19 protein-coding genes are annotated in these 22603 nt (G+C 56.2%); 13 read left to right on the top strand and 6 right to left on the bottom strand.

Going from position 1 to position 22603, the window contains the following annotated elements; all coding sequences use genetic code 11:
* Positions 1-867: IS110 family RNA-guided transposase (locus BW956_RS13460; protein ID WP_076463171.1), on the top strand; the 867-nt coding region annotated here is incomplete at its 5' end.
* A gap of 53 nt (positions 868-920) precedes the next feature.
* Here BW956_RS13460 and BW956_RS13455 read toward each other — a convergent pair.
* The 3 genes from BW956_RS13455 to BW956_RS13445 all read right to left on the bottom strand — a co-directional run bounded on the left by BW956_RS13455 (position 921) and on the right by BW956_RS13445 (position 4066).
* Entirely contained in the window at positions 921-1904 is a 984-nt protein-coding gene (locus BW956_RS13455) for a hypothetical protein (RefSeq protein ID WP_076463170.1), read from the bottom strand.
* A 100-nt stretch (positions 1905-2004) separates the two neighbouring features.
* The gene (locus tag BW956_RS13450) at positions 2005-3075 is read right to left on the bottom strand and encodes a hypothetical protein (protein WP_083703068.1); all 1071 of its coding nucleotides are present in this window, start codon (positions 3073-3075) and stop codon (positions 2005-2007) included.
* A gap of 100 nt (positions 3076-3175) precedes the next feature.
* Entirely contained in the window at positions 3176-4066 is an 891-nt protein-coding gene (locus BW956_RS13445; protein WP_076463169.1) for a hypothetical protein, read from the bottom strand.
* 473 nt (positions 4067-4539) lie between these two features.
* On the opposite strand from BW956_RS13445, the gene BW956_RS13440 reads away from it, so the two are divergent.
* From BW956_RS13440 to BW956_RS13430, 3 genes are read left to right on the top strand one after another with little or no spacing between them, the layout of a single operon-like run.
* Positions 4540-4794: a Trp family transcriptional regulator gene (locus BW956_RS13440; RefSeq protein WP_029511269.1), complete on the top strand. Its 255-nt coding sequence runs from the start codon at positions 4540-4542 to the stop codon at positions 4792-4794.
* Complete coding sequence (locus BW956_RS13435) at positions 4791-6182, top strand: anthranilate synthase component I family protein (RefSeq protein ID WP_076463168.1); 1392 nt, start codon at positions 4791-4793, stop codon at positions 6180-6182. The genes BW956_RS13440 and BW956_RS13435 overlap by 4 nt, the downstream gene beginning before the upstream one ends.
* Positions 6179-6841: an anthranilate synthase component II gene (locus tag BW956_RS13430; RefSeq protein ID WP_076463167.1), complete on the top strand. Its 663-nt coding sequence runs from the start codon at positions 6179-6181 to the stop codon at positions 6839-6841. The genes BW956_RS13435 and BW956_RS13430 overlap by 4 nt, the downstream gene beginning before the upstream one ends.
* 47 nt (positions 6842-6888) lie before the next feature.
* On the opposite strand, the gene BW956_RS13425 is transcribed toward BW956_RS13430, so the two are convergent.
* Positions 6889-7350, bottom strand: a complete 462-nt coding sequence (locus BW956_RS13425) for a DUF4190 domain-containing protein (RefSeq protein WP_217695129.1) — start codon at positions 7348-7350, stop codon at positions 6889-6891.
* A 176-nt stretch (positions 7351-7526) separates the two neighbouring features.
* Between BW956_RS13425 and BW956_RS13420 the strand changes: the two genes are divergently transcribed.
* From BW956_RS13420 to BW956_RS13410, 3 genes are all read left to right on the top strand, one after another.
* Positions 7527-8462: an ABC transporter ATP-binding protein gene (locus BW956_RS13420; protein WP_076463166.1), complete on the top strand. Its 936-nt coding sequence runs from the start codon at positions 7527-7529 to the stop codon at positions 8460-8462.
* The gene (locus tag BW956_RS13415) at positions 8459-9220 is read left to right on the top strand and encodes an ABC transporter permease (protein ID WP_076463165.1); all 762 of its coding nucleotides are present in this window, start codon (positions 8459-8461) and stop codon (positions 9218-9220) included. The genes BW956_RS13420 and BW956_RS13415 overlap by 4 nt, the downstream gene beginning before the upstream one ends.
* A gap of 89 nt (positions 9221-9309) precedes the next feature.
* Positions 9310-10143 (top strand): aldo/keto reductase, encoded by an 834-nt coding sequence (locus tag BW956_RS13410; RefSeq protein ID WP_076463164.1) that lies wholly within the window; start codon positions 9310-9312, stop codon positions 10141-10143.
* A 14-nt stretch (positions 10144-10157) separates the two neighbouring features.
* Here BW956_RS13410 and BW956_RS13405 read toward each other — a convergent pair whose 3' ends face one another.
* A complete protein-coding gene (locus BW956_RS13405; protein ID WP_244894370.1) occupies positions 10158-10598 on the bottom strand; it encodes a DUF1810 domain-containing protein in 441 nt (146 codons plus the stop codon).
* A gap of 261 nt (positions 10599-10859) precedes the next feature.
* Between BW956_RS13405 and BW956_RS13400 the strand changes: the two genes are divergently transcribed.
* The 5 genes from BW956_RS13400 to BW956_RS13380 are packed head-to-tail and all read left to right on the top strand — an operon-like array spanning position 10860 to position 20135.
* A complete protein-coding gene (locus tag BW956_RS13400; protein ID WP_076463162.1) occupies positions 10860-12314 on the top strand; it encodes a circularly permuted type 2 ATP-grasp protein in 1455 nt (484 codons plus the stop codon).
* A gap of 3 nt (positions 12315-12317) precedes the next feature.
* Positions 12318-13244 carry an alpha-E domain-containing protein gene (locus tag BW956_RS13395; RefSeq protein WP_076463161.1) on the top strand — a complete coding sequence of 309 codons (927 nt, stop codon included), beginning with the start codon at positions 12318-12320 and terminating at the stop codon, positions 13242-13244.
* A 22-nt stretch (positions 13245-13266) separates the two neighbouring features.
* Positions 13267-16632, top strand: a complete 3366-nt coding sequence (locus BW956_RS13390) for a transglutaminase family protein (RefSeq protein ID WP_076463160.1) — start codon at positions 13267-13269, stop codon at positions 16630-16632.
* Between the two features lie 57 nt (positions 16633-16689).
* Positions 16690-19260, top strand: a complete 2571-nt coding sequence (locus BW956_RS13385; RefSeq protein ID WP_244894369.1) for a circularly permuted type 2 ATP-grasp protein — start codon at positions 16690-16692, stop codon at positions 19258-19260.
* Entirely contained in the window at positions 19257-20135 is an 879-nt protein-coding gene (locus BW956_RS13380; protein ID WP_076463159.1) for a transglutaminase family protein, read from the top strand. Before BW956_RS13385 ends, BW956_RS13380 begins: the two co-directional genes overlap by 4 nt.
* Positions 20136-20143: 8 nt before the next feature.
* Here BW956_RS13380 and BW956_RS13375 read toward each other — a convergent pair whose 3' ends face one another.
* Positions 20144-20845: a pyridoxamine 5'-phosphate oxidase family protein gene (locus tag BW956_RS13375; RefSeq protein WP_076463158.1), complete on the bottom strand. Its 702-nt coding sequence runs from the start codon at positions 20843-20845 to the stop codon at positions 20144-20146.
* Positions 20846-20971: 126 nt separating this feature from the next.
* Between BW956_RS13375 and pdxR the strand changes: the two genes are divergently transcribed.
* Positions 20972-22471, top strand: a complete 1500-nt coding sequence (gene pdxR / locus BW956_RS13370; protein ID WP_076463157.1) for a MocR-like pyridoxine biosynthesis transcription factor PdxR — start codon at positions 20972-20974, stop codon at positions 22469-22471.
* Positions 22472-22603 lie beyond the last annotated feature (132 nt).

The raw sequence follows: 22603 nt of genomic DNA, 5'->3' as shown, positions 1-22603 counted from the left end.
CTCCATTTCCAAATCCCGAACGAAGAAACGCCTATCCGTAAGATCGTTCAGATCCTTAAATCCCAAAATGTCACACGCATTGTCACGGAAGCCACAGGACGCTATGAACATGCGTTCGTGTTTGCTTGTGACCAGGCAAACCTGCCCATTGTCGTGGTCAATCCCGTCAGCATCAGGCGCTATGCCCAGGCCATCGGTGTACTGGCTAAAACGGATAAGATCGATGCCAGTGTCATCGCCCGTTTTGCCGCAACCATACAGCCGGATATTAAACCCATCCCCGACAAACAATCCCGCTTGATCAAAGACTTACTTATTCGGCGCAGCCAGCTGCTTGAAATGCAGACCATGGAGAAAAACCGCCTCCAGATCTTGCCAAAAGCCCTGCACCGCTCTATCAAAACATTGCTACGCTCGCTGGAAACTCAGATAAAGACTATCACCAAACAGATCGATGAAGCCGTTATACAGGTCAAGCATTGGCGTACCAAAACCGAGATCCTGACCAGCGTGCCAGGTGTCGGTAAAGTCCTCGCGTACACCTTGCTCAGCGAGCTTCCAGAGCTCGGTAACCTCAACCGCAAAGAAATTGCCGCGCTCGTCGGTGTCGCACCCATGAACCGTGAAAGCGGCACCTGGAATGGCAAACGGCGTATCCGCGGAGGCCGTCACCGTATCCGTACAGTCATGTTCATGGCGATGCTGTCATCCATCCAATGTAACCCGGTCTTCAAGCGCTTTTATGAGCACCTAAAGGCTCAGGGTAAGCTGCCCAAAGTGGCCATCATTGCCTGCATGCGCAAGCTCATTGTGGTGCTGAATACCATGCTCAAAAACGAAGAGCTTTGGCGTCATAGAACAGCCTGATTATTTATGCTGGACACCACAGTCACTTGTTATACCTTTTCCCAAAGCGTGCCTCAGTATCTTTTAACTGCAACATTATCGTTTTCTAGACACACAGAAAACCTATGGCAATAACTAGGTTTAACTAATGACGACGAAAAAATTGCATAGTCATTTACATATTCAAACTCGTAGTAAAAGGTAATTGAGCCTATTTTGTTTTTTTTGGCCATTTTTATAAGGCTGTTTTTCAGCTCAGATAACTCTTTTTTCTTATTTCTACTCTGATTGATGGCATCAAAGTAAAAAATAAAACATTTCTCTATTATTTTACCTTCCAGTTCTGATTCAATCTCATCCGTCATTGAATTAGGGATGATAAAATTAAACATAGAGTTCTTGCTGTTTGCCTCTGTGACAACATTAAAAACGTTAAAGTAAATCAGGGTGTCACAATCTTCGTTTGATACTTTGTAGAGGGTGTCACTCAGACCTGTGTGAGAGCCATTTGTAGGCCGGGTATGAGGATTTTCAGTGTACCCAACATATTCAACATTGCTGCTTATTCCTAAGTTTATATTCGAACCATCAAGAAAATCATGAATAGATGCAGTCGTAAGGTCACCTTTCGAGTCCGTTATAGTTATGTATTTATCAGTTAAGTCAATCTTTGGGTTATAAAACTTGTCTAGCCCTCTGTCGAAAAACTTGCACCAAATACTTCTTTTCTTTTCTTTCTTGCCTACTAAGATATGAATTTTTATTTCTTTGGTAAAGGGATTGAAAAAAGGCTTTTTCTTGGTATTAAATCTAACTTTTGTTCTAGAGCAAATAAAATAAACAAATCGCTTTTCCAAGCTTTTTTCTACAGCTTCCTTTACTCCTTTCAGATAATCGACAATTAGCTTTCGTGTATCGAAGTATTCCGCGACCTCATTGGGATTGACCACCAAGTCATACCAGTATTGGTGAAACCTCTGAAGCTCTACTGTCCATTTTTTATCCGCTTCAAGATAGGCTTCGTTATCTGATATTGAAGAAAACATTCCTCTTTTCAAATTTTACTCCTGTGATGTATAACGCTCGGCTCTGCGGCTGGTGAAAGTGGAGGCGAAGCCGGAGTTTTTACTAGTCCGACAGCAGCCGCTTGTTAAGTGCTTAGAATTCCTGTGCATAGATTACAACCGTATCACTCGAATCTATAACCGATGCAGCTTCGTAAAGCTTTTTAAGCTCTTCAAATGACAGTTCCTTAGAACCTATTTTTCCCCTATTGAATAGATCCTCAAATAGTTCGGTTGAAAGGGATACTTCTTTCATCTTTTCATATTCAAGAAGCTCACCACCTTTCCTGCCCGATAATTTACATTCATCAATTCTACAGATTGGCAAATGCTCGCCCGTAGAAATAAATTTTTGCTCTACATTCTGCAGTTTATCCGTTGGCCGAAGAAACCCTGAGCAGCAGGGGAACCGATAGCTATTCTCGCCCTTACGCTGCTCGCAAATATTCTCATCGCAGGTGAATCTTTTCATCTTCTCAATCTGGCCTTTCATCCTTGAGTCGGAGAGATATAGCCTTTTGTCTTCCCATATTTTGTATTGAACAACAACGATACTGACTTTATCTGTATTCTTATTATGGCGTTCATAAATAATATCCGCGCCAGTAATGTGCTCTGGTCTATCAGGATGAAGCACCCTAAGCCTCAAATAATTTCCGTCAGGTAGTTGAAAATCTTTGTGGGCATGTCCTTTAGATAGTTCAGGGAAGTCTCTCTCGACATTATACGCATCTCTGAATATCAACTGATTTTCAGAGTGAGGTTTGATCTCTAGTTCTGACTTTGCTTTCTGAAGCTGCCCCAACTTTCTTTTTAACTGATCAGTTCGTTTTTTATCTTTTTTATTTTCTTTAGCTATAGATATTAAGGAGTCATATTCTTCTATATCTTTAAAAACTAGATCTAATGGGCTTACTTCTACCTGATCCTTTATTGCCTTAAGTTCTGCTTTTTGACGATATTCTTTTGTTGTGTCGCTCTCTCGCTCACGTTTCAGAACACTTTTTTCTGGCCCAAGTAGTTCCGGGTAGAGCGCACCGCCCAAGTCTAGAGAATTATCATATGTAGATTTCGTCATACTACCTTTAGAGGCAATTTTAACCATGCCTCTAATTGCATTAAGTGTGACCCATTCTTGATTTATTCTATCTTCGGTATTACTCATATGCTTCCCTGGCACTTAACGCCCGCCTCAGCGGACAATTTTTAGTTGCGAAGCAACGAAAAATTGTTCCGATGCAGGCGTTTGTTAGGTATTGTCATTGTTAACAGATGGCATCATATACAAACCCTGAAGGAGATATCTCATCACCGTTAGCAAAACGGGAAAATTCAGCGTCTTCATATAGACCGAATTCATCAGTGAAGTGCTCAAGCTCTATAACAAATGGAACAGGAGCAGGATACTCGAATGTTTCTCTGAGTCTTACCTCATCAACATAGTGAAGTAAGTGTTTCTTAGTGACAGGATGCTCTCTACTATTAACTTTGCAGTAATGTTCTCTCACATAATCATAGAAAGAGTATCTATCTGGAATCTTTTTATGGTGCTTCTTAAATGATGATTCAATAATTTCTGAAAGTAAACTAGAGAGTTGAAAGCATGATTTTAAATATGTGGGCAGCACAAAATCTGGTTTAATATTATCCTCATACTCGTATAAGAAATGATTGGGAGGCATATGATAAGAATAGTACTCCCGAAGATATTTAAACACTACGAAAGCTTCACAAACACCTTCATCTATTATATTTGGCTTTGCCGAGACAAAATTTGATTTGAATATATTAAGTAACTTGGTATGTGTTATCTCAGATAATTTATTAATGTTTTCGCTTGGCAGCAAATATGCACAACTGAGAAGCCCGTGAAATAATGAGTAATAGCTTAAGAAACAAAATGATGTCCATGAACGAGATTCTTTTGCGATCAAGGATTCTTGATACATAGTAGAAGCAGTAAATATTTCTTTAAGAGCCTTATGCACCCTTATATTCCATAGAAAATTCTCTTCGGGTGGGTTACTTTTAAAATGCGCGGCATATTTTGACTTCCATGAGTCAATATATTTCTTCTGATCGCTAGGTTTACTCACCCTTTTATTCAGTAGTTCAAAGTTGGATGACACATATTCCGTATAGTCTTCGAATGCCAAGATAAACTCCTTTTTATTATGCTAACAGTCTGTTAATGAGGTCTTCGACCTCATAATAATTATTAGCGGGTATACCTTTTAACTCTTAAGCGCACTTGTAACTATTTGATTGCCAAAAACGTATTTCGGCTACCACTGATAAAAAGGTACTTTTTCGCTATACACAGGCACTCATCGGGTACTGCCGACAGCAACAGATCAGAAAATATCAGAGGTAAAACTTGAAGAAGTGTCATCATCCCTGATACTCCGTTATTGAATGCCGAACATCGCCGCACTGCGCAAATAGCCCACGTGGTACTCCTGTCATCCACGCACATCACTATAGCCAGCTAAGTGTAAGCCGGCCACTCAACCTAAGTACCCCAATATTCCGGCCTGGATAACATACCCTTTGATCGGTAACAGAACATCTCGATCATCGAGACACTTTCCAATTGACCCCAGCCCGCATTGTGATACCGTACTAGTACATGAATACAACCCATTTGAATGAGCTGCTCGATCACCTGCACAGCATGCAGGATCGGGACTCCCTGGCTGACGCATTGCGCGATCTGTTGACTCCGGCTGAACTGACCGAGGTCTGCAATCGGCTGCAGATTCTGCGCATGCTTGAAGCCGGTGTGCCCCAACGGGAGATCGCCAAACAGCTCGGCGTCGGTATCGCCACCGTGACCCGCGGGGCGCGCGCCCTCAAGATCAAACAGCAACAGAGGCTAACATGAGCCAGAAACCGGCCCGCATTACGCTGCCGCGCAAGCCACATTATGTGACGCTGGCGGCGGATATCGACTTCTTTGGCCTGTTCAAGAAGATCGAAAAACGCTTCGACAACTGCTTTATGCTGGAGTCGCTGGGTGAAGAGAGCTTTCTCTCCCGCCACTCCATCATCGGTTTTGATCCGGAGCAGATCCTCTGGGCTACCGAGGGTGAGCTGCATGTGCAGGGCCGTGACGGTGAGGTGCAGAGCTACGCCAGCGACAACCCCTATTACCTGCTGCGCGATATCGTGCCCCAGGACATCATTTCGCGTAAGTACGCGGGCGGCCTGACCGGTTACATCGGTTATGACTGCATGAACTACTTTGAGCCTAGCCTGAATCTGCAGCACAGCGACATGTTCGATGTGTTCCGTTTCGGCGTGTTCAAGGATGGTCTGATTCTCGACAAGATGACCGGCGAAGTGATTTATTTCCATTACGATGACAGCCGTATGGAGACAATCGAGCAGATCCTGGCCGAGCCGGAAGTGGAAAACGGCCCGCTGACAGTCACGCCCATGGGCGAAACCATGACGCAGGACGAGCACGCCGCGGCGGTGATGAAGGTGAAGCAGGACATCATCGACGGCAAGATCTTCCAGTGCGAAGTGGGCTTCAAAAAGCGTTTCCGTCTGGAAGGCGACAGTATCAATCTGTACGAGCAGCTGCGCGAGGTGAACCCGTCCCCGCAGATGTACTACGTGAAATTCGGCGAGCAGAAGCTGATCGGCGCCAGCCCCGAGCTGCTGTTCCGCCTTCGCCAGGGCGAGATGGAAACCTTCCCGCTGGCCGGCACCACCAAGCGCGGTGCCAATGAGGTGGAAGACACCCAGTACGCCCGAGGCCTGCTGAACGATCCCAAGGAGATCGCCGAGCACAACATGATTGTCGATCTGCACCGTAACGATATTGGCCGTGTGGCCCGTTTCGGTACGGTGAAGGTGCGCAGCCTGATGGACATCAAACGCTTCAGCCATGTGCAGCACATCTCCAGCGAGATTGTCGGCATCATCTCTGAAGATAACGACATGTTCTCCGCACTGGCCAGCAACTTCCCTGCAGGTACCCTGACCGGTGCGCCCAAGATCGAAGCAATGAAGATCATCGACGATCTGGAATCCGACGGTCGCGGCCCTTACGGCGGTGCCGTGGGCCACTTCTCCTTCAACGGTGATTGCACCTTTGCCATTCCGATCCGCACCGTGTTCGCCAATGGTGAAAACGCCTATGTGCAAACCTGTGGCGGTAACGTGTACGACTCCAACCCGGAAGATGAGTACGAAGAGATCCGGCGCAAGTTCGCCGGCACCAAAAAGGTTCTGGATCAGTTCGCGGCGGAGGGCCAGGCATGAAGGTCTATATCATCGATAACTACGACTCCTTCACCTACAACCTCTATCAGTACATCGGCGAGATTCTGAGCACCGAGCAGCATCAGGGCCGTCTGGAGAGCTTCGAGATTGTGGTGAAACGCAACGACGAAGTAACGCTTGCCGATGTGCGCGACGCTGCACCGGATCGCATCATCATTTCGCCGGGGCCGGGTTCGCCTGAAGACCCGGAATACTTCGGTGTCTGTGCCGAGGTGATACGTGAGCTGGGGCCGCAGATCCCGTTGATGGGGGTGTGCCTGGGCATGCAGGGGATCGTGCACGTGTTCGGCGGCAAGGTCGTGAAGGCACCGCTGCCCATGCACGGCAAGATCAGCCCGATCAGCCACACGGCCGAGGGCGTGTTCGCCAACACCCCGGATCAGCTGGAGATCATGCGTTATCACTCGCTGATGGCCGAGGCGGAAAGCCTGCCGGAATGTCTGGACGTAACGGCTGTCGTCGGCGACCTGCCTGTGGACAGTTTTACCGATCATGCCCGTATCCATCAGGGCGGCGACTTCGAGATCATGGGCGTACGCCATCGCGAACACCCGATTCACGGCATCCAGTTCCACCCCGAGTCCTTCGCTACCGAGGGCGGCAAGGAACTGATCGCCAACTTCCTGTTTCAGGCGTGATCAAAGCGGGGGGAGCCAGTCTCCCCTCCCTTCCTGCCCAGGTGACATCAGGTGCCAAACACCATCGTCACCACCACGACCACCACCGTTACCAGTGCAACCGACACTCCTATATACCCCATTATCAAGCCGGTGATCGCCATGCCATCGCCACGGAGCGTGCCATTGGATTTACGGATTTCCGACCGCGCCATATGCCCGCAGACAATGGCCACGATTTGAAACACCAGACCACCGCCCAGAGACAATATTCCGCAGATCAGGGTAATAATGGCGAGCGGTGAGCGTTTAATCGGTGCTGCTTCCTGCCCAAGAGACGAGACCGGCTCCCGAGCACTGCAAATTTGCCGGGCCTCACCGGCAACCGGCATAAACTCCACCTCCATATTGGTGCGTATTCCGTTATCGGCTATCCACTCAGCCTGCCGAAACTCATATTGCTCACCATCAGCCCCCTGAATGAGGCCATTGTCACGGTCCCTGTCAAACCCTAGGACGCTTCCCTTCATGTGCTTCCTGCCATTTCCATACGTTTTGAGCGGCCAATTTTAGCTGCTAAAGCGGTCCGGCCACAGGGCTTTATTTGCACGCTCTCAACACTGTATTTCACGCTACAACTCTCATAGCGTATCGGATCGCGCTACACTCGAGGTCTGTTGTAGCTGCAAAATGACAAGGAGCCCCCGTGCAACCCATCATTCAAATCCAGGGTGTCGGCAAGACCTATGCGTCCGGCTTTACGGCTCTCAAGTCGGTCGACCTGGACATTCATCGCGGCGAGATCTTCGCCCTGCTCGGCCCCAACGGCGCGGGCAAAACCACACTGATCAGCATTATCTGCGGCATCGTCAACGCCAGCTCTGGCCGAGTACTGGCCGATGGCATGGATATCGTCGCAGACTATCGTGCCGCACGCAGCCTGATCGGGCTGGTGCCCCAGGAACTGACCACCGATGCCTTTGAAAGCGTCTGGGATACGGTGTCGTTCAGCCGCGGGCTGTTCGGCAAACCGGCTGATCCGGCCTATATCGAAAAGGTTCTGCGCCAGCTCTCGCTCTGGGACAAGCGCAACTCCAAGATGCTGGCCCTGTCCGGCGGCATGAAACGGCGCGTAATGATCGCCAAGGCGCTCTCGCACGAGCCCGGCATTCTGTTTCTGGATGAGCCCACCGCCGGGGTCGATGTGGAACTGCGCCGCGACATGTGGGAGATGGTGCGTGGCCTGCGCGATAACGGCGTGACCGTGATCCTCACCACCCATTACATCGAAGAAGCGGAAGAGATGGCCGACCGTATCGGCGTGATCACCCGTGGCGAGCTGATTCTGGTGGAAGACAAGGACAGGCTGATGCACCAGCTGGGGCAGAAACAGCTGCACCTGATTCTGCAGACGCCGCTGGACAGCCTCCCCGCGCCCCTGCAGAGCTTCAACCTTGAGCTCAGTGAAGACGGCAGCCAGCTAACCTTCACCTTTGATGCCCATCAGGAAACCAGCGGCATTGCCGAACTGCTCAGCAGCCTCAGCGAACAGGGCATCGCCCTCAAGGATCTGCAGTCCAGGCAAAGCTCTCTGGAAGATATTTTCGTCAACCTCGTTCACCGCCCGGAGGCGTCCGCATGAACCTCAATGGCGTTCGCGCTATCTACAAATTCGAGATGAACCGCACTCGCCGCACGCTGATGCAAAGCGTAATTTCGCCGGTGCTGTCGACCTCGCTCTATTTCATCGTATTCGGCACGGCTATTGGCTCGCGCATGGGCGAGATCGACGGCGTCAGCTATGGCGCGTTCATTATTCCCGGCCTGTTGATGCTGTCACTGCTGAGCGAAAGCATCTCCAACGCTTCCTTTGGCATCTTCTTCCCCAAGTTTTCCGGCACCATCTATGAGGTGCTGTCAGCACCGGTGTCATCGTTCGAGATCATCGCCGGGTATGTGGGGGCGGCCGCGACCAAGTCGTTAATTATCGGCACGCTGATACTGCTCACGGCACGGCTGTTTGTGGACTACAGCATCGCCCATCCGGTCTGGATGCTGGCGTTCCTGCTGCTGACAGCGCTCACCTTCAGCCTGTTCGGCTTTATCATCGGCGTCTGGGCCAACGACTTCCAGCAGCTGCAGATCATCCCGCTGATGGTGATCACCCCGCTGACTTTCCTTGGCGGTGCCTTCTACTCCATCAACATGCTGCCCGAGCCCTGGCAGACACTGACTCTGTTCAACCCCGTGGTCTATCTGATTAATGGCTTCCGCTGGGCCTTCTATGGCGTGGCCGATGTGCATATGGGCCTGAGCCTGGGCATGACGCTGCTGTTCCTGCTGATCTGCCTGTCCGTGGTCTGGTGGATCTTCCGCACCGGCTACCGTATTAAGCCCTGAGCCACCAACTTTTTTACGGATAGTACCGCCCCCGATGCGGCGTGTACTATCCGGCCTACTATCACAGGAACGACATTGGAGAGTTGTAGATGAGCGTTAAACTCGCCCCGACCCTGACGCTGGCCAACGGCGTCGAAATCCCCCAGCTGGGGCTGGGTACCTGGCCGATGAACGATGCCGAAGCCAGCCAGGCTGTGACCACGGCGCTGGAGCTGGGTTATCGCCTGATCGACACGGCGGAGAACTACGAGAATGAACGCGGTGTTGGCGAGGGTATCCGCAATGCGTCCATCCCGCGTGACCAGGTGTTTGTGACCACCAAATTCAACCGCCAATGGCACAGCTTTGATGGCGCGCGGGAAGCCTGCGAAGCCAGCCTGCAGCGTCTCGGGCTGGACTATATCGACCTGCTGCTGATCCACTGGCCCAACCCGGATCAGGACCGTTTCGTCGAAGCCTTTCTGGGCCTGGTGAACCTGCTCGACAAGGGGCTGGTCAGGGCGATTGGTACGTCCAACTTCAAGCCGGCCCACCTGCAGCGTTTGCTTGATCTGGGACTGGCACCGCATCTGAACCAGATCCAGCTGGACCCTTACCACCGCCGCGATGACCTGATCGCCCTGCACCAACAGCAGGGTATCCAGACGCAGGCCTGGCGCCCGTTGGGCTGTGGTGGTGACATGCTGAACGACCCCGTGATCACGGGCATCGCGGCGCAGCACCAGCGCACCACGGCGCAGATCGTGCTGCGCTGGGCCATGCAGCAGGGCATCGCCGCCGCACCCAAGTCCGCCAATCCGCAACGCATGGCGGAAAACCTGAACCTGTTCGACTTTGAACTCAGCACAGAGGAGATGGCGGCGCTGGATCAGCTCGGACGTGACGATCCTGACATGCTGGATGCGGACAACTTCGGTCACTGACCGAGACTGCCACCTCAGCGATCTTCGCCTTCCAGGCAGGCAAGGGTGAGCGGGTCACGCTCACCCTTGTAGTACTTATCCAGAATCTGCTCAAACACCGACCCGGCCTCATCCACCTGCGCAAACAGGGTCGCGCAGGAGCGCAATTTCAGGTCATCCGGCGAGCCCATAATCGCATGGGCACTCAACCCTTCCAGCGCCAGCAACGCTTCGCAGCACTCACGCAGCCGGGCGCCCAACACCGGGTGCTGCAGATAGGCACGCGCCTCTTCAATACCGGGGATGCCATAACGCCTGGCCATGCCGCTGCGCCCCAGTGCGCTCAGTTGCGGCAGGATAAACCAGATCCAGTGGCTGCGTTTACGCCCCGCCCTCAGCTCAGCCAGCGCCTGTGGATACACGCTTGCCTGTGCCTGAATAAAGGCCTCCAGTGAGAAGGGTTCCTGCATCGTCATCAGCCTGTCATCGGACTTTGTACTACTTTGAGTAAGTGTAGCGAAGTGTTCGCGTACACAGCTGCGGCTGTCACGATTAATCAATATGGCCTGCAAATTGCTGAGTAAACCCTAATCACCCTTCTGTGAACCGGGGAATTAGCGTTTTCAAAGTTTTCCCTGCCCCGCGGGCCAGCAAGAGCCTGAAGGGTGCACACAACCGGACAGCACTGCTTCTTTTTGGTGCATTCCTGAGCCTCAGCATGACAAGCAGGTTTGGCTATGACGATGGATTGGAAAGCGTACGACCCGAACGGGTATTTTGATGAGCTAATCGATGCCAAGGGCGGTGTTCGCCCCCCGGCACGCCAGTTGATTCAATGCCTGGACTCCCTCCCCCCCGAAGAGATCGAATCACGCCGGCAAATGGCCGAAGCCACGATTCAGGAGATGGGGGTCAGTTTTACCGTCTACACCGGCGAAGGCACCATCGACCGTGCCTGGCCCTTTGACATCATTCCGCGCACCATTTCCGCCAGTCAGTGGCGCACCACGGCGGCCGGTCTGGAGCAGAGGCTGAAAGCCCTCAACCTGTTTATCAACGATCTCTACCACGATCAGCAGATTCTCAAAGACGGCATCATTCCCAGCGAGATCATTCTGGAGTCGAAGAACTTCCGCCCGGAATGTGTCGGCATCTCGCCGCCGCTGAATGTCTGGGCCCATATCTGCGGTACCGACCTGGTTCGTGATGGTGATGGCGAGTTCTACGTGCTGGAAGATAACCTGCGTGTGCCATCCGGCGTGTCCTACATGCTGGAAAACCGCGCGATCACCAAGCGCGTGCTGCCCGAGCTGTTCGAACAGGATGATATCCTGCCGGTCACCGATTACTGTGCCCAGCTGTTCGACATGCTCAAATCCCTGTCGCCACGGGATGTGCGCAAACCCGTCATCGTGGTGCTGACCCCCGGCATCTTCAACTCCGCCTATTTCGAGCACACCTTCCTGGCTCAGCAGATGGGCGTTGAGCTGGTCGAGGGTTCGGACCTGGTGGTGGATGAAAAGGACTGCGTTTACATGCGCACCATCAGCGGCCTGGAGCGGGTGGATGTGATCTACCGCCGCATTGACGATCTGTTCCTCGACCCCGAAGTATTCGAAAAGGACTCCGTTCTGGGCGTACCGGGGCTGATGCGGGCCTGGCAGAAAGGCAAGGTCGCACTGGCCAATGCGCCGGGTGCCGGCGTGGCCGACGACAAGGTGGTGTATGCCTATGTCCCCGAGATTATCCGCTACTACCTGAACGAAGAGCCAATCATCAAGAACGTGGAAACCTACCTCTGTGATGATCCCGAACAGCGTGCCTACGTGCTGGAGAACCTGGACAAGCTGGTGGTGAAACCCGCCAACGAATCCGGCGGCTACGGCATGCTGGTGGGGCCTCACTCCACCAAGAAGGAACAGGCCCAGTTCGCCAAACTGATTCAGGACAACCCGCGCAACTACATCGCCCAGCCCACACTGGCGCTCTCCACCGCGCCGACGCTGGTTGAACAGGGACGATTGGAACCGCGCCATCTGGATCTGCGCCCCTTCATTCTGCAGGGCAAGGAGACCTACGTGACCACCGGCGGGCTGACCCGTGTGGCGATGAAAAAGGGCTCACTGGTGGTGAACTCCTCCCAGGGCGGGGGAAGCAAGGACACCTGGATTGTTGCCAGCGGGGAGGAATAAACAATGCTGTCAAAAGTTGCCGAACGTCTTTACTGGGCCGCCCGCTATCTGGAGCGCGTGGAAAACACTGCCCGCTTGGTGGGTGTCTACGACAAGCTGCTGTTCGACCTGCCGCGTGATGTGAATATCAGCTGGTACAGTCTGGTCGAGTTGAACAGCGCCACCGGCCCCTTTGAAGAACGCTATCAGGTCCGCAGCGAGCACAATGTGGTCAAGTTCATGCTGGCGGACGATACCAACCCCAGTTCCATGCTGACCGCATTGAGCATGCTGCGCGAGAACATCCGCACCAGTCGTGATGTGCTGCCGGTGGAAAGCTGGGAGCATATCAACGAGCTCTACCTGTACGCGCAGAACAATATCCGTCTAGGCATCAACCGCAGCCAGCGCCATGAGTTTCTGGATCAGATCGTGTGTCGCTGCCAGATGTTCTTCGGCATGCTGTCCGGCACCATGAGCCACGATGCGCCCTGGCAGTTCGTCAAACTGGGGCGGGATCTGGAGCGCGCGGATATGACCACCCGTATTCTGGATGCCGGTGCCGCTGCCCTGCAGCAGGCCAATGGCGATTCCAGCGTCAACCTGCGCCAGGTGGTCTGGGGCAATGTGTTGCGCTCCGCCAGTGCCTATATGAGTTACCGCCGCAGCGTGCGTCTGTCTGTCGCCGGGCCCGATGTGGCCTGGTACCTGCTGCAGGACCCCAACTTCCCGCGCAGCGTTGCCGCCTGCCTTACCCAGCTGAAAATCTCCGCCGGCAAACTGCCTCACAGCAAGGCGCTGGTAGATGAGGTCAAGGAGATTGACCTTGAACGCTACCAGATCGAAACCGATGCCGACCTGGGGCGTGATTTCCGCAGCTACCTGAACGATTTGCAGATTCAGATCTGTCAGCTCAGCAACCGTATTGCCCAAACCTGGTTCCCAGCCTGAAACGCCATAAGAGGCCTGCACCGTGACCATTCGTATTGCGATCAACCATGTGACCGAATACCGTTTCGATCGGCTGGTGAACCTGTCCCCACACCAGTTGCGACTGCGCCCGGCCCCCCACAGCCGCACCCACATTCACGGCTACAGCCTCAAAATTGAGCCGGAAAACCACTTTATCAACTGGCAGCAGGACCCGTTCGGCAACTACATCGCCCGCCTGGTGTTCCCCGAAAAGGCCGACAAGCTCCGGATTGAAGTGGAGGTGATCGCCGATATGACGGTGATTAACCCCTTTGATTTCTTTGTCGAGGAGTACGCCGAACACTTCCCGTTTACTTACGAGAAGGACCTGAAAAAGGAACTCCAGCCCTATCTTGAGGTGCGTGAAGCAGGCCCCTTGCTGCAAGCCTGGCTGGAAGCCGTGCCACGAGACAAGGTTTCGATCAACGATTTCCTGGTGCAGGTGAACCAGCGTCTGCAGCAGGATATTGGCTACGGCATCCGCCTTGAGCCGGGCGTACAAACCTGTGAAGAAACCCTGAGCCTGAAGAAGGGGTCCTGCCGCGATACCAGCTGGCTGCTGGTGCAGATCTTCCGCCATCTGGGGCTGGCAGCACGCTTTACCTCCGGTTATCTGGTCCAGCTTAAGCAAGATCAGGAAGCCCTGGATGGCCCTTCAGGTGCCGGCGAAGACTTCACCGACCTGCACGCCTGGTGCGAAGTCTATATTCCCGGCGCCGGCTGGATCGGGTTGGACCCGACTTCTGGCCTGCTCGCCGGCGAAGGCCATATCCCGCTGGCCTGCACGCCCTCACCGGAATCCGCCGCCCCGATGACTGGCTGCACCGACGAATGCGAAGTCGAGTTCAGTTACAGCAATACCGTCACCCGTATCCATGAAGATCCGCGCGTCACCAAACCCTACACGGATGAACAATGGGCCTGCATTGATGCTCTGGGCAAGATGGTGGATCAGGAACTGCAGCAGGGCGATGTGCGCCTGACCATGGGCGGCGAGCCAACCTTTGTCTCCATCGATGATATGGACTCAGCGCAGTGGAATATCGAAGCCCTGGGTGAAGACAAGCTGCGCCTGGCCAAGGATCTGTTGCTGCGCCTGCGCCAGCGTTTTGCCCCCTCCGGCCTGCTGCATTACGGCCAGGGCAAATGGTATCCCGGCGAGGAAGTACCGCGCTGGGCGCTGGGCTGTTTCTGGCGTACCGATGGTGAACCCCTGTGGCAGGACAGCGCGTTGCTGGCACGGGTCGACAAGGATTATGGCCACGACATTGATGACGCCCGTCGCTTCATGCACACCCTGTGTCGCAACCTGGGACTGCCCTCGCGCTATCTGATGGAAGCCCTCGAAGACAGTCTGCACTACCTGCGCCAGGAGCAGCAACTGCCGGTAGATGTGGACCCCAAGACGTTTGACCTCAAGGATGACCTGGACCGCAAACGTCTGGCCCGACTGCTTACCCGTGGACTGGATACGCCCACGGGACTGGTGCTGCCTTTGGGCTGGAATCACGGCAGCGGCGGCTGGCGTTCCACTCCCTGGCAGCTGCGCAGTGACGAGCTGATCCTGATTCCGGGCGACTCCCCGCTGGGGTTCCGCCTGCCGCTGAACAGCCTGCCGGCGCAGGCCGAAGACAAGCTGAACTTTGAACCCGATGCCGACCCCTTTGATGCCAAGGCGCCGCTGCCGGGATACCGTCCTTTTGCCGACATGCCACCGGAGCAGCACAGCAATCCGGCTGACATTCGCCAGATAATGGAAACCTCCGCCGATGAGGGTTCGCCTGTTGTTACTGATGTGCTCATTACAGCGCTCTGTATCGAGCCCCGTCACGGCCGCCTGCATCTATTCCTGCCGCCCATCGCTCAGCTGGAACACTATGTCGATCTGATCAATCATATCGAGCATACCGCTGCCGAACTGCAGTTGCCGGTGGTGATCGAAGGCTATGAGCCGCCCCGTGACCCGCGCCTGCAGAAATTACTGGTGACCCCGGACCCCGGTGTCATCGAAGTGAACATCCATCCGGCCGGCAGCTGGCAGGAACTGGTGGACAACACCACGGCGCTCTATGAAGAGGCCCGACTGTCACGACTGGGCACCGAGAAGTTCATGGTCGACGGCCGTCATGGCGGCACCGGCGGCGGCAACCATGTAACACTGGGCGGACGCACCCCGGAAGACAGCCCGCTGCTGCGCCGACCGGATCTGCTGCGCTCGCTGGTAACCTTCTGGCAGCACCACCCCAGTCTCTCCTACCTGTTCTCCGGCATGTTTATCGGCCCGACCAGCCAGGCACCGCGCGTGGATGAAGGCCGTGACGAAGCCCTGTATGAACTGGAGATCGCTTTCCAGCAGATGCCGGAAGGACTGGTCGACAAACCCTGGTTGGTGGACCGTCTGATGCGCAACCTGCTGGTGGATATCACCGGCAACACCCACCGCTCCGAGTTCTGCATCGATAAGCTCTACTCCCCCGGCACCGCCTCGGGCCGTCAGGGCATTCTGGAATTCCGTGGCTTCGAGATGCCACCTCATGCGCAGATGTCACTGGTGCAGGTGCTGCTGTTGCGGGCACTGGTGGCCCGCTTCTGGAAGGCACCCTATCAAAAACCGCTGGTGCGCTGGGGCACCCAGCTCCACGACCGCTTCATGCTGCCGCATGCCATCTGGTCTGACCTCAAGGATGTGGTGAAGGATCTCCAGGCCCACGATCTGCCCTTCCAGCTGGAGTGGCTGGCACCCTTCGAGGAGTTCCGCTTCCCGCACTATGGCCGCGTGCAGATCGACGATATCGAGATGGAGCTGCGCTGGGCCATCGAGCCCTGGCACGTACTGGGTGAAGAGGTTTCCAGCTTTGGCACCGCACGTTATGTGGACTCCTCCGTTGAACGCCTGCAGGTGCGCCTGACCGGCCTCACCGAAGGGCGTCACGTGCTGGCCTGCAACGGCCGCCGCGTGCCACTCAAGAGCACCGGCGTGCAGGGCGAGTTTGTCGCTGGTGTGCGCTATCGCGCCTGGAATCCGCCATCCGCGCTGCACCCCACCATTGGCGTGCATGCACCGCTGACCTTTGATCTGATCGATACCTGGAACGGCCACTCAATCGGCGGCTGTACCTATCATGTCAGCCACCCGGGTGGCCGTAGCTACGACAACCAGCCGGTTAACGCCTTTGAGGCCGAAGCCCGCAGGGTCAATCGTTTCGAGCAGTTCAACCACACTCCCGGTGCGGTGACGCCACCGCCCTTTTATGAAGCCCTGCGCGAGTTTTTCCCGCATGGCACCGAGCCACGGCCCATGCAGCCACCACGGGAGGAGATTCTGGCGGAGTACCCCTGGACGCTGGACCTGCGAAAGTACACTTGAAGTGTTCAATAATTCACCTATGATGCGCGCTAACATCCAGCCTGAGAGCCCAGAGCCGTGGCCACTGACAACCTGACCCCAACGCAGCCCCCGTCCGTGGCCGCCCAGTCTGCAACGCTGGAGTACCGGCCCAGGGCGGGCCGCTACGACGAAGCCTACACCGACACCGGTGAGGTACGGCCGCACTGGCAATATGTGCTGAACGCACTGGATCAGCTCGGCCCTGCGGGTCTGGAAAGTCGCCAGCGCAAGGCCCAGCGCATTTTGCGTGATGATGGCGCCAACTATAACCCCACCGGCGGCGAGCAGCAGAGCCGTGAGTGGGGGCTGGACCCGGTTCCCCTGCTGATTGGCAGCGAAGACTGGAGCCATGTGGAAGCCGGTCTGAGCGAGCGTGCCGAGCTTTTCGATCTCATCCTGCGCGACCTCTATGGACCCCGTGAGCTGATCAAAAGCCGCACCCTGCCACCTGAACTGGTGCTGGGCCACAGCGGCTTTCTGCGCGCCTGTTCCGGTCTGGGAGCGCCCAATGAGCAGCAGCTGATCCTGCATGCGGTGGATATGGTTCGCGGTCCCGACGGTCAGATTCAGGTGGTGGCCGACCGCACCCAGGCCCCGAGCGGGGCCGGTTATGCGCTGGAAAACCGCATGGTGATGTCACGCATCCTGCCCAGCCTGATCCGTGACAGCCAGGTGCACCGTCTGGCCCTGTTCTTCCAGGCCCTGCGCCGCAAGCTGAACAGCCTGTCACCCAACGGCGGCTCGCCACGGGTGGTCATCCTGACGCCGGGGGCGTACAGCGAAACCTATTTCGAACACACCTACCTGGCCAACTATCTGGGCTACTCTCTGGTTCAGGGCGGCGACCTGACCGTGCGCGATGGCTACCTGTGGATGAAATCCCTGGATGGCCTGCACCGGGTGGATGTGGTGCTGCGCCGGGTGGACGACACCTGGTGTGATCCGGTCGAACTGCGCGGCGACTCCCACCTGGGTGTGCCCGGCCTGCTGGAAGTGGTGCGCGCCGGTCATGTGGCCATCGCCAACCCGCTGGGCTCTGGCGTGCTGGAGAACCCGGCTTTGCTCAAGTTCATGCCGCAGATCAGCGAGTTTTTCCTCGGCCGCCAGCTTTCCCTGGCCAGCACCCAAACCTGGTGGCTGGGCGACCCTGAAGACCGTCATTTCGCGCTGGATAATCTGGATAAACTGGTGTTCAAGGGCACCCAGCGCCGTCCTGGTCAGCACAGCATCTTCGGTGCAGAGTTGTCCGAGTCCCAGCGCAAATCGCTGCTCAAGGAGTTGATGCGCAACCCGGCCGGCTGGGTTGCCCAGTCAGCCAACCTGCCGTCCACCGTACCGGTGTGGCAGAGTACCGACCTGACGCCCCGCCCCACGGTAATCCGCGGCTTTGCCGTCGCCGACGAAGGCTCCTATACCGTCATGTCCGGCGCCCTTACCCGCGTGGCAGGCGAAGGCAGCCAGGTTGTGGTCAGCAACCAGTTGGGTGCGACCAGCAAGGATACCTGGGTGCTGGCCTCCGAGCCCCAGCGCTTTACCACCCTGCGCGACCAACAGACCGCTCCGCTCACCGGCGAACAAAGCAGCGACCTGCCCAGCCGCGTGGTGGAAAACCTGTTCTGGATGGGACGCTACTCGGAGCGGGCAGAGTCATCTACCCGATTGCTGCGCACCGTGTTCATGCAGCTGAACAGCATTAATTCCCTGCCTGACAGCGTGCGCCAACAGCTGTTGCAGAGCGTGACCGAAGTGACCGGCACCCGCCCCGGCTTTTTCGCACCGCCGGCCAAGGAAGGGCTCGACCCCGAGCCGGAACTGATCAGCGTGATACTGGATGCCAACCGCTACGGCAGTGTCTGCTCCAACCTCAACGCCATGCTGAACTGCACCGAAGAAGCGCGGGAAATGCTGTCCGGCGATACCCACCGCGTGCTCAGCGACCTGCGCGATACCATTCGTGAGCTGCCACAGCAGCTGCAACCCGGCAGCCTGTCGGCACCGGAAGAAGCACTGGACCCGGTTATCACCAGCCTGCTGGCCCTGTCGGGTCTGTCACAGGAAAGCATGATTCGCGGCTTTGGCTGGCGTTTTCTGGAGATGGGACGACGTCTGGAACGCACCCTGCAAAGCACCTTGCTGCTGCGTTCACTGCTGGTGCCGGTACTGGATGATGATCAGGAACAGCAGATGCTGGAAGCTGCACTGATGTGTGGCGAAGTTCTGGTCACCTACCGTCGCCGCTACCGCAGCCAGCCGGAAATGCGCAATGCCCTGATCCTGCTGCTGCTGGATCGCAGCAACCCGCGCTCCCTGCAGTATCAGCTCAGCCAGCTCACCCAGCACCTGTACGAACTTCAGGGTGGCGACTCGACCTCTCTGCTCAGCCCCGAGCGCCGCAAGCTGCTGGAAGCCCGCACGCTGCTGCAGCTTTCCGATGCCGACCAGCTGGCCGAGCAGGACAGCGATGGCCAGCGTGTGGCGCTGGATATCATGCTGGGCCAGTTGTTCATCCTGCTGACCGAGACTTCTAACCTGATTGCCGGGCATTATTTCGAGCACCAGCGCAATCCGCAGCGGCTGGTCAACACCAGCTGGAGTGACGACGAATGATCTACCGCATCCGCCACATCACTCGTTACGCCTACGACAACCCGGTCAGCCAGTGCTACAACAAGGCGCACCTGCTACCGCGCAACACGCCCTCTCAGCGCTGCCTGGACAGTCGCATCAGCATTGCGCCCCAGGCCAACTGGCTGCAGGAACACACCGACTACTTCGGCAACCGCTACTGCTATTTCATGCTCAACGAGCCCCATCGCAGCCTGGAGATCGATATCACCAGCCGCATCGAGGTCACGCCGATGCAGCCCGAGAACGCGCTGGATCTGGGCTGCAGTGTGGAAGATGCACGCGAGCGCTTGGCGCTGGCCGCCGATGAGGCCACCCTGGACGCCCATGAATTCCTGCTCGATTCGGCCATGATCCGCGCCAGCGCGCCCCTGCGTGAGTACGCCGAACCCAGCTTCGCTCCGCAGCGCTCGCTGCTGTCGGCCACCCGTGACCTGACCCGACGCATTTTCGAGGATTTCACCTACGATCCGGAATTCTCCACCATCGCCACACCGTTGAAGGATGTGCTCAAACACAAGCGTGGCGTGTGTCAGGACTTTGCCCACCTGGCGATCGGCTGCCTGCGCTCACTGGGGTTCCCGGCCCGCTATGTCAGCGGCTATCTGGAAACGCTGCCACCGCCTGGACAGGAGAAACTGGTCGGGGCCGATGCCTCCCACGCCTGGTTTGCCGTCTATTCACCGGGCGACGGCTGGTTCGAGTTTGATCCGACCAACGACAACATGCCGGCCGGGCAACACATAGTGACAGCCTGGGGCCGGGATTACGCCGATGTGACGCCCCTGCAGGGCGTCATCTTCGACGGTGGCGGTGAACAGACGCTGGAAGTCTCCGTGGACGTGGCTCGCGTCTGAATCGCCTGTCACTTTTGCTGCACCACACACTCAGGATACACCAGCCGCTCATGGGCGGCTGACGCCTGGGCTTCGTCCTGCTCTGGCTCGCCCCAGACCTGATGCACCGGCAGTACACCGGCCCAGACCGGCCAGTCCATGTCCTCGGCATCATCGGCGACACCCGCAGCCCTTACTTTCATGGATGCTTCATCCAGCTTCACCCGCAAAATACCGGTGGCCTGGGTTTCAGTGTCCGTCACCGGCCGCAGCTGTGGCCAACGGCCGGGGCTGAGCTTTTCCACAAAACGCTCAAAGTGATACTGCTTTTCTGCCGGGTCCGTCACGGCTTCGGGCACGCCATACACCATCACCGAGCGGTAGTTGGCCGAGTGGTGAAACGCCGAACGCGCCATGACCAGCCCATCAAGTGTGGCCAGGGTAATGCAGACCTTGTCCTCGGCCTTGTGCGCGCCCTGAATATTGGCCGCCTTGCTGTGGCCATGCCAGTACAGGTAATCACCATCACGCCAGTGAAAAGTGGGGATTACACGCACCTGACCATTGATCTGGAAGCCGACAAAGCAGAGCAACGACTGGTCGATAAATTCCAGCATCGCCTCACGCTCGGAAATGGCGCGCTTGGCGCCACGCTTGATCTGTGTGAGCGCTGTGTTTGAAAGTGTCTTCGCTTGATCGGCCAATGTGGCCTCGGGTGCCTGCGTTGCCATGATGTCGCTCCAATCGACAGCTCCGGTGATCGCCTGTCAGCCGGATGAATGAATAACCTGAGGCCAACTCTAGCGGCATGAGGTATTCTTAAAAATATCCAGTTTTTACTTTTTATTGCATACCAGATGACCGCACCCAACCACCTTGGCATCAGTAACCTCAGCCTGTCTCTGACGCCGGATCAGGGGCCTCTGTATCGCCAGTTGATCGATCAGATCACGCAGGCCATCGAGCAGGGCCAGCTGAAACCGGGTGACCGCCTGCCCGGTAGCCGTGCCATGGCAGAGTCTCTGGGCGTCTCGCGCAGCACACTGGTGAATGTCTATGAACGCCTGGTGGCCGAGGGAATACTGGTCAGCCGCGCCAAAAGCGGTGTGTTTGTCGCTGAACACTCGCACGCACGTATTCAGCCCCAACAGGCACCACCGGCCCAGCGAGAAACGCCCGCGTTACTCAGTTTTGATTCGGGGGTAGACCCCAAGGCCTTCCCATTGAAAAGCTGGCAGAAAAGCATGCGCGCCAGCTGGCAACAGCCAGACCCGCTGGTGCTGGAAGACGCCTATCCCAGTGGTTATCCCGGCCTGAAGCAGGCCATTGCCGACTACCTGTACCAGCTGCGCGGCCTGCAGTGTTCGGCCGATCAAATCGTCATCACCGCCGGTAATCGCGATGCCCTGAGCCTGCTCCGACACACCTTCAACCAGATCAGTCCCAGCAGCCGCTGGTGCACCGAAACACCCTGCTTTCAACCCATTCGGCACCAGTTGGCAGAATGGAACAGTACGCGTTCCCAGCCCCTGCCATTTCAGCTCCCGGTGGATGAGGAAGGCTGTCAGTTGCCGCCGGCAGACAGCTCGCCACCGGTGGTGCTGCTGACCCCGAATCGACAGTATCCACTGGGTGTTGCCCTGAGTTCACAACGGCGCCAGCAATGGCTGCAGGCGCTGCAAGCCGAGCAGCTGTGGGTGGTGGAAGATGATTACGACAATGAGTTCAGTTATCAGGGACGCACCGGCGTTCCCTTGATGCAGGCCGACCGTTCGGACCGGGTGTTTTTTGTCGGCAGCTTTTCCAAGGTTCTGTTCCGAGGCCTGCGACTGGGATTTATCGTCTCACCGCCGGCGCATTCTCAGGCGTTGTTGCACAGCCGGACACAGTTGGGAGGCTCGGCCTCTCTGCCCATGCAGCCGGTGCTGACCGAATTCATGAACAGCGGTGATTTTGGCCGGCATATCAACCGTATGCGGCGTCATTACCGGCACAAACGGGATCAGCTGCTGGCATTGGCCAAGCAGCATCTGCAGCCCTGGTTCCACTGGCACACCCCGCATGGCGGCATGCACCTGATCATTCGGTTTCGGCCCGAAACGGCTGACAGACTGCGTCCGTTGCTGGGCTCTGATCCCCTGGATCAGTTGCTGGCCGAGCGGCTTCAGCAGAAGGGTATCCGGCTGGACCCTCTCTCTGCACACTACGCCAGCGCTGCCGAGCAACTGCTTCAGCACCCGGAGCAGGCGCTCGAGCCGACGGAGGGTTTCATTCTCGGTTATACCCGCCCGGATGAAGACAGCATGCATAGACTGGTGCATACCCTGGCCCGCGGACTGAGCACGATACTGGATTAATCCGAGCGAACCGGCTAAGGTGGACGGAAAATAACCATGGCTGCAGGACATGCACAACCGTTCCATGCATAAACATCAATGGCGCCTCTCGATCGGCCAACACTGGTCGCGCAGTATTCGTGGTATCGCCAT

The sequence above is a fragment of the Marinobacterium stanieri genome, assembly GCF_900155945.1.
In the GTDB taxonomy this organism is placed as follows: domain Bacteria; phylum Pseudomonadota; class Gammaproteobacteria; order Pseudomonadales; family Balneatricaceae; genus Marinobacterium; species Marinobacterium stanieri.
Note: the sequence above shows the minus strand (reverse complement) of the source record. Positions and strands in the feature narration are given on the sequence as shown.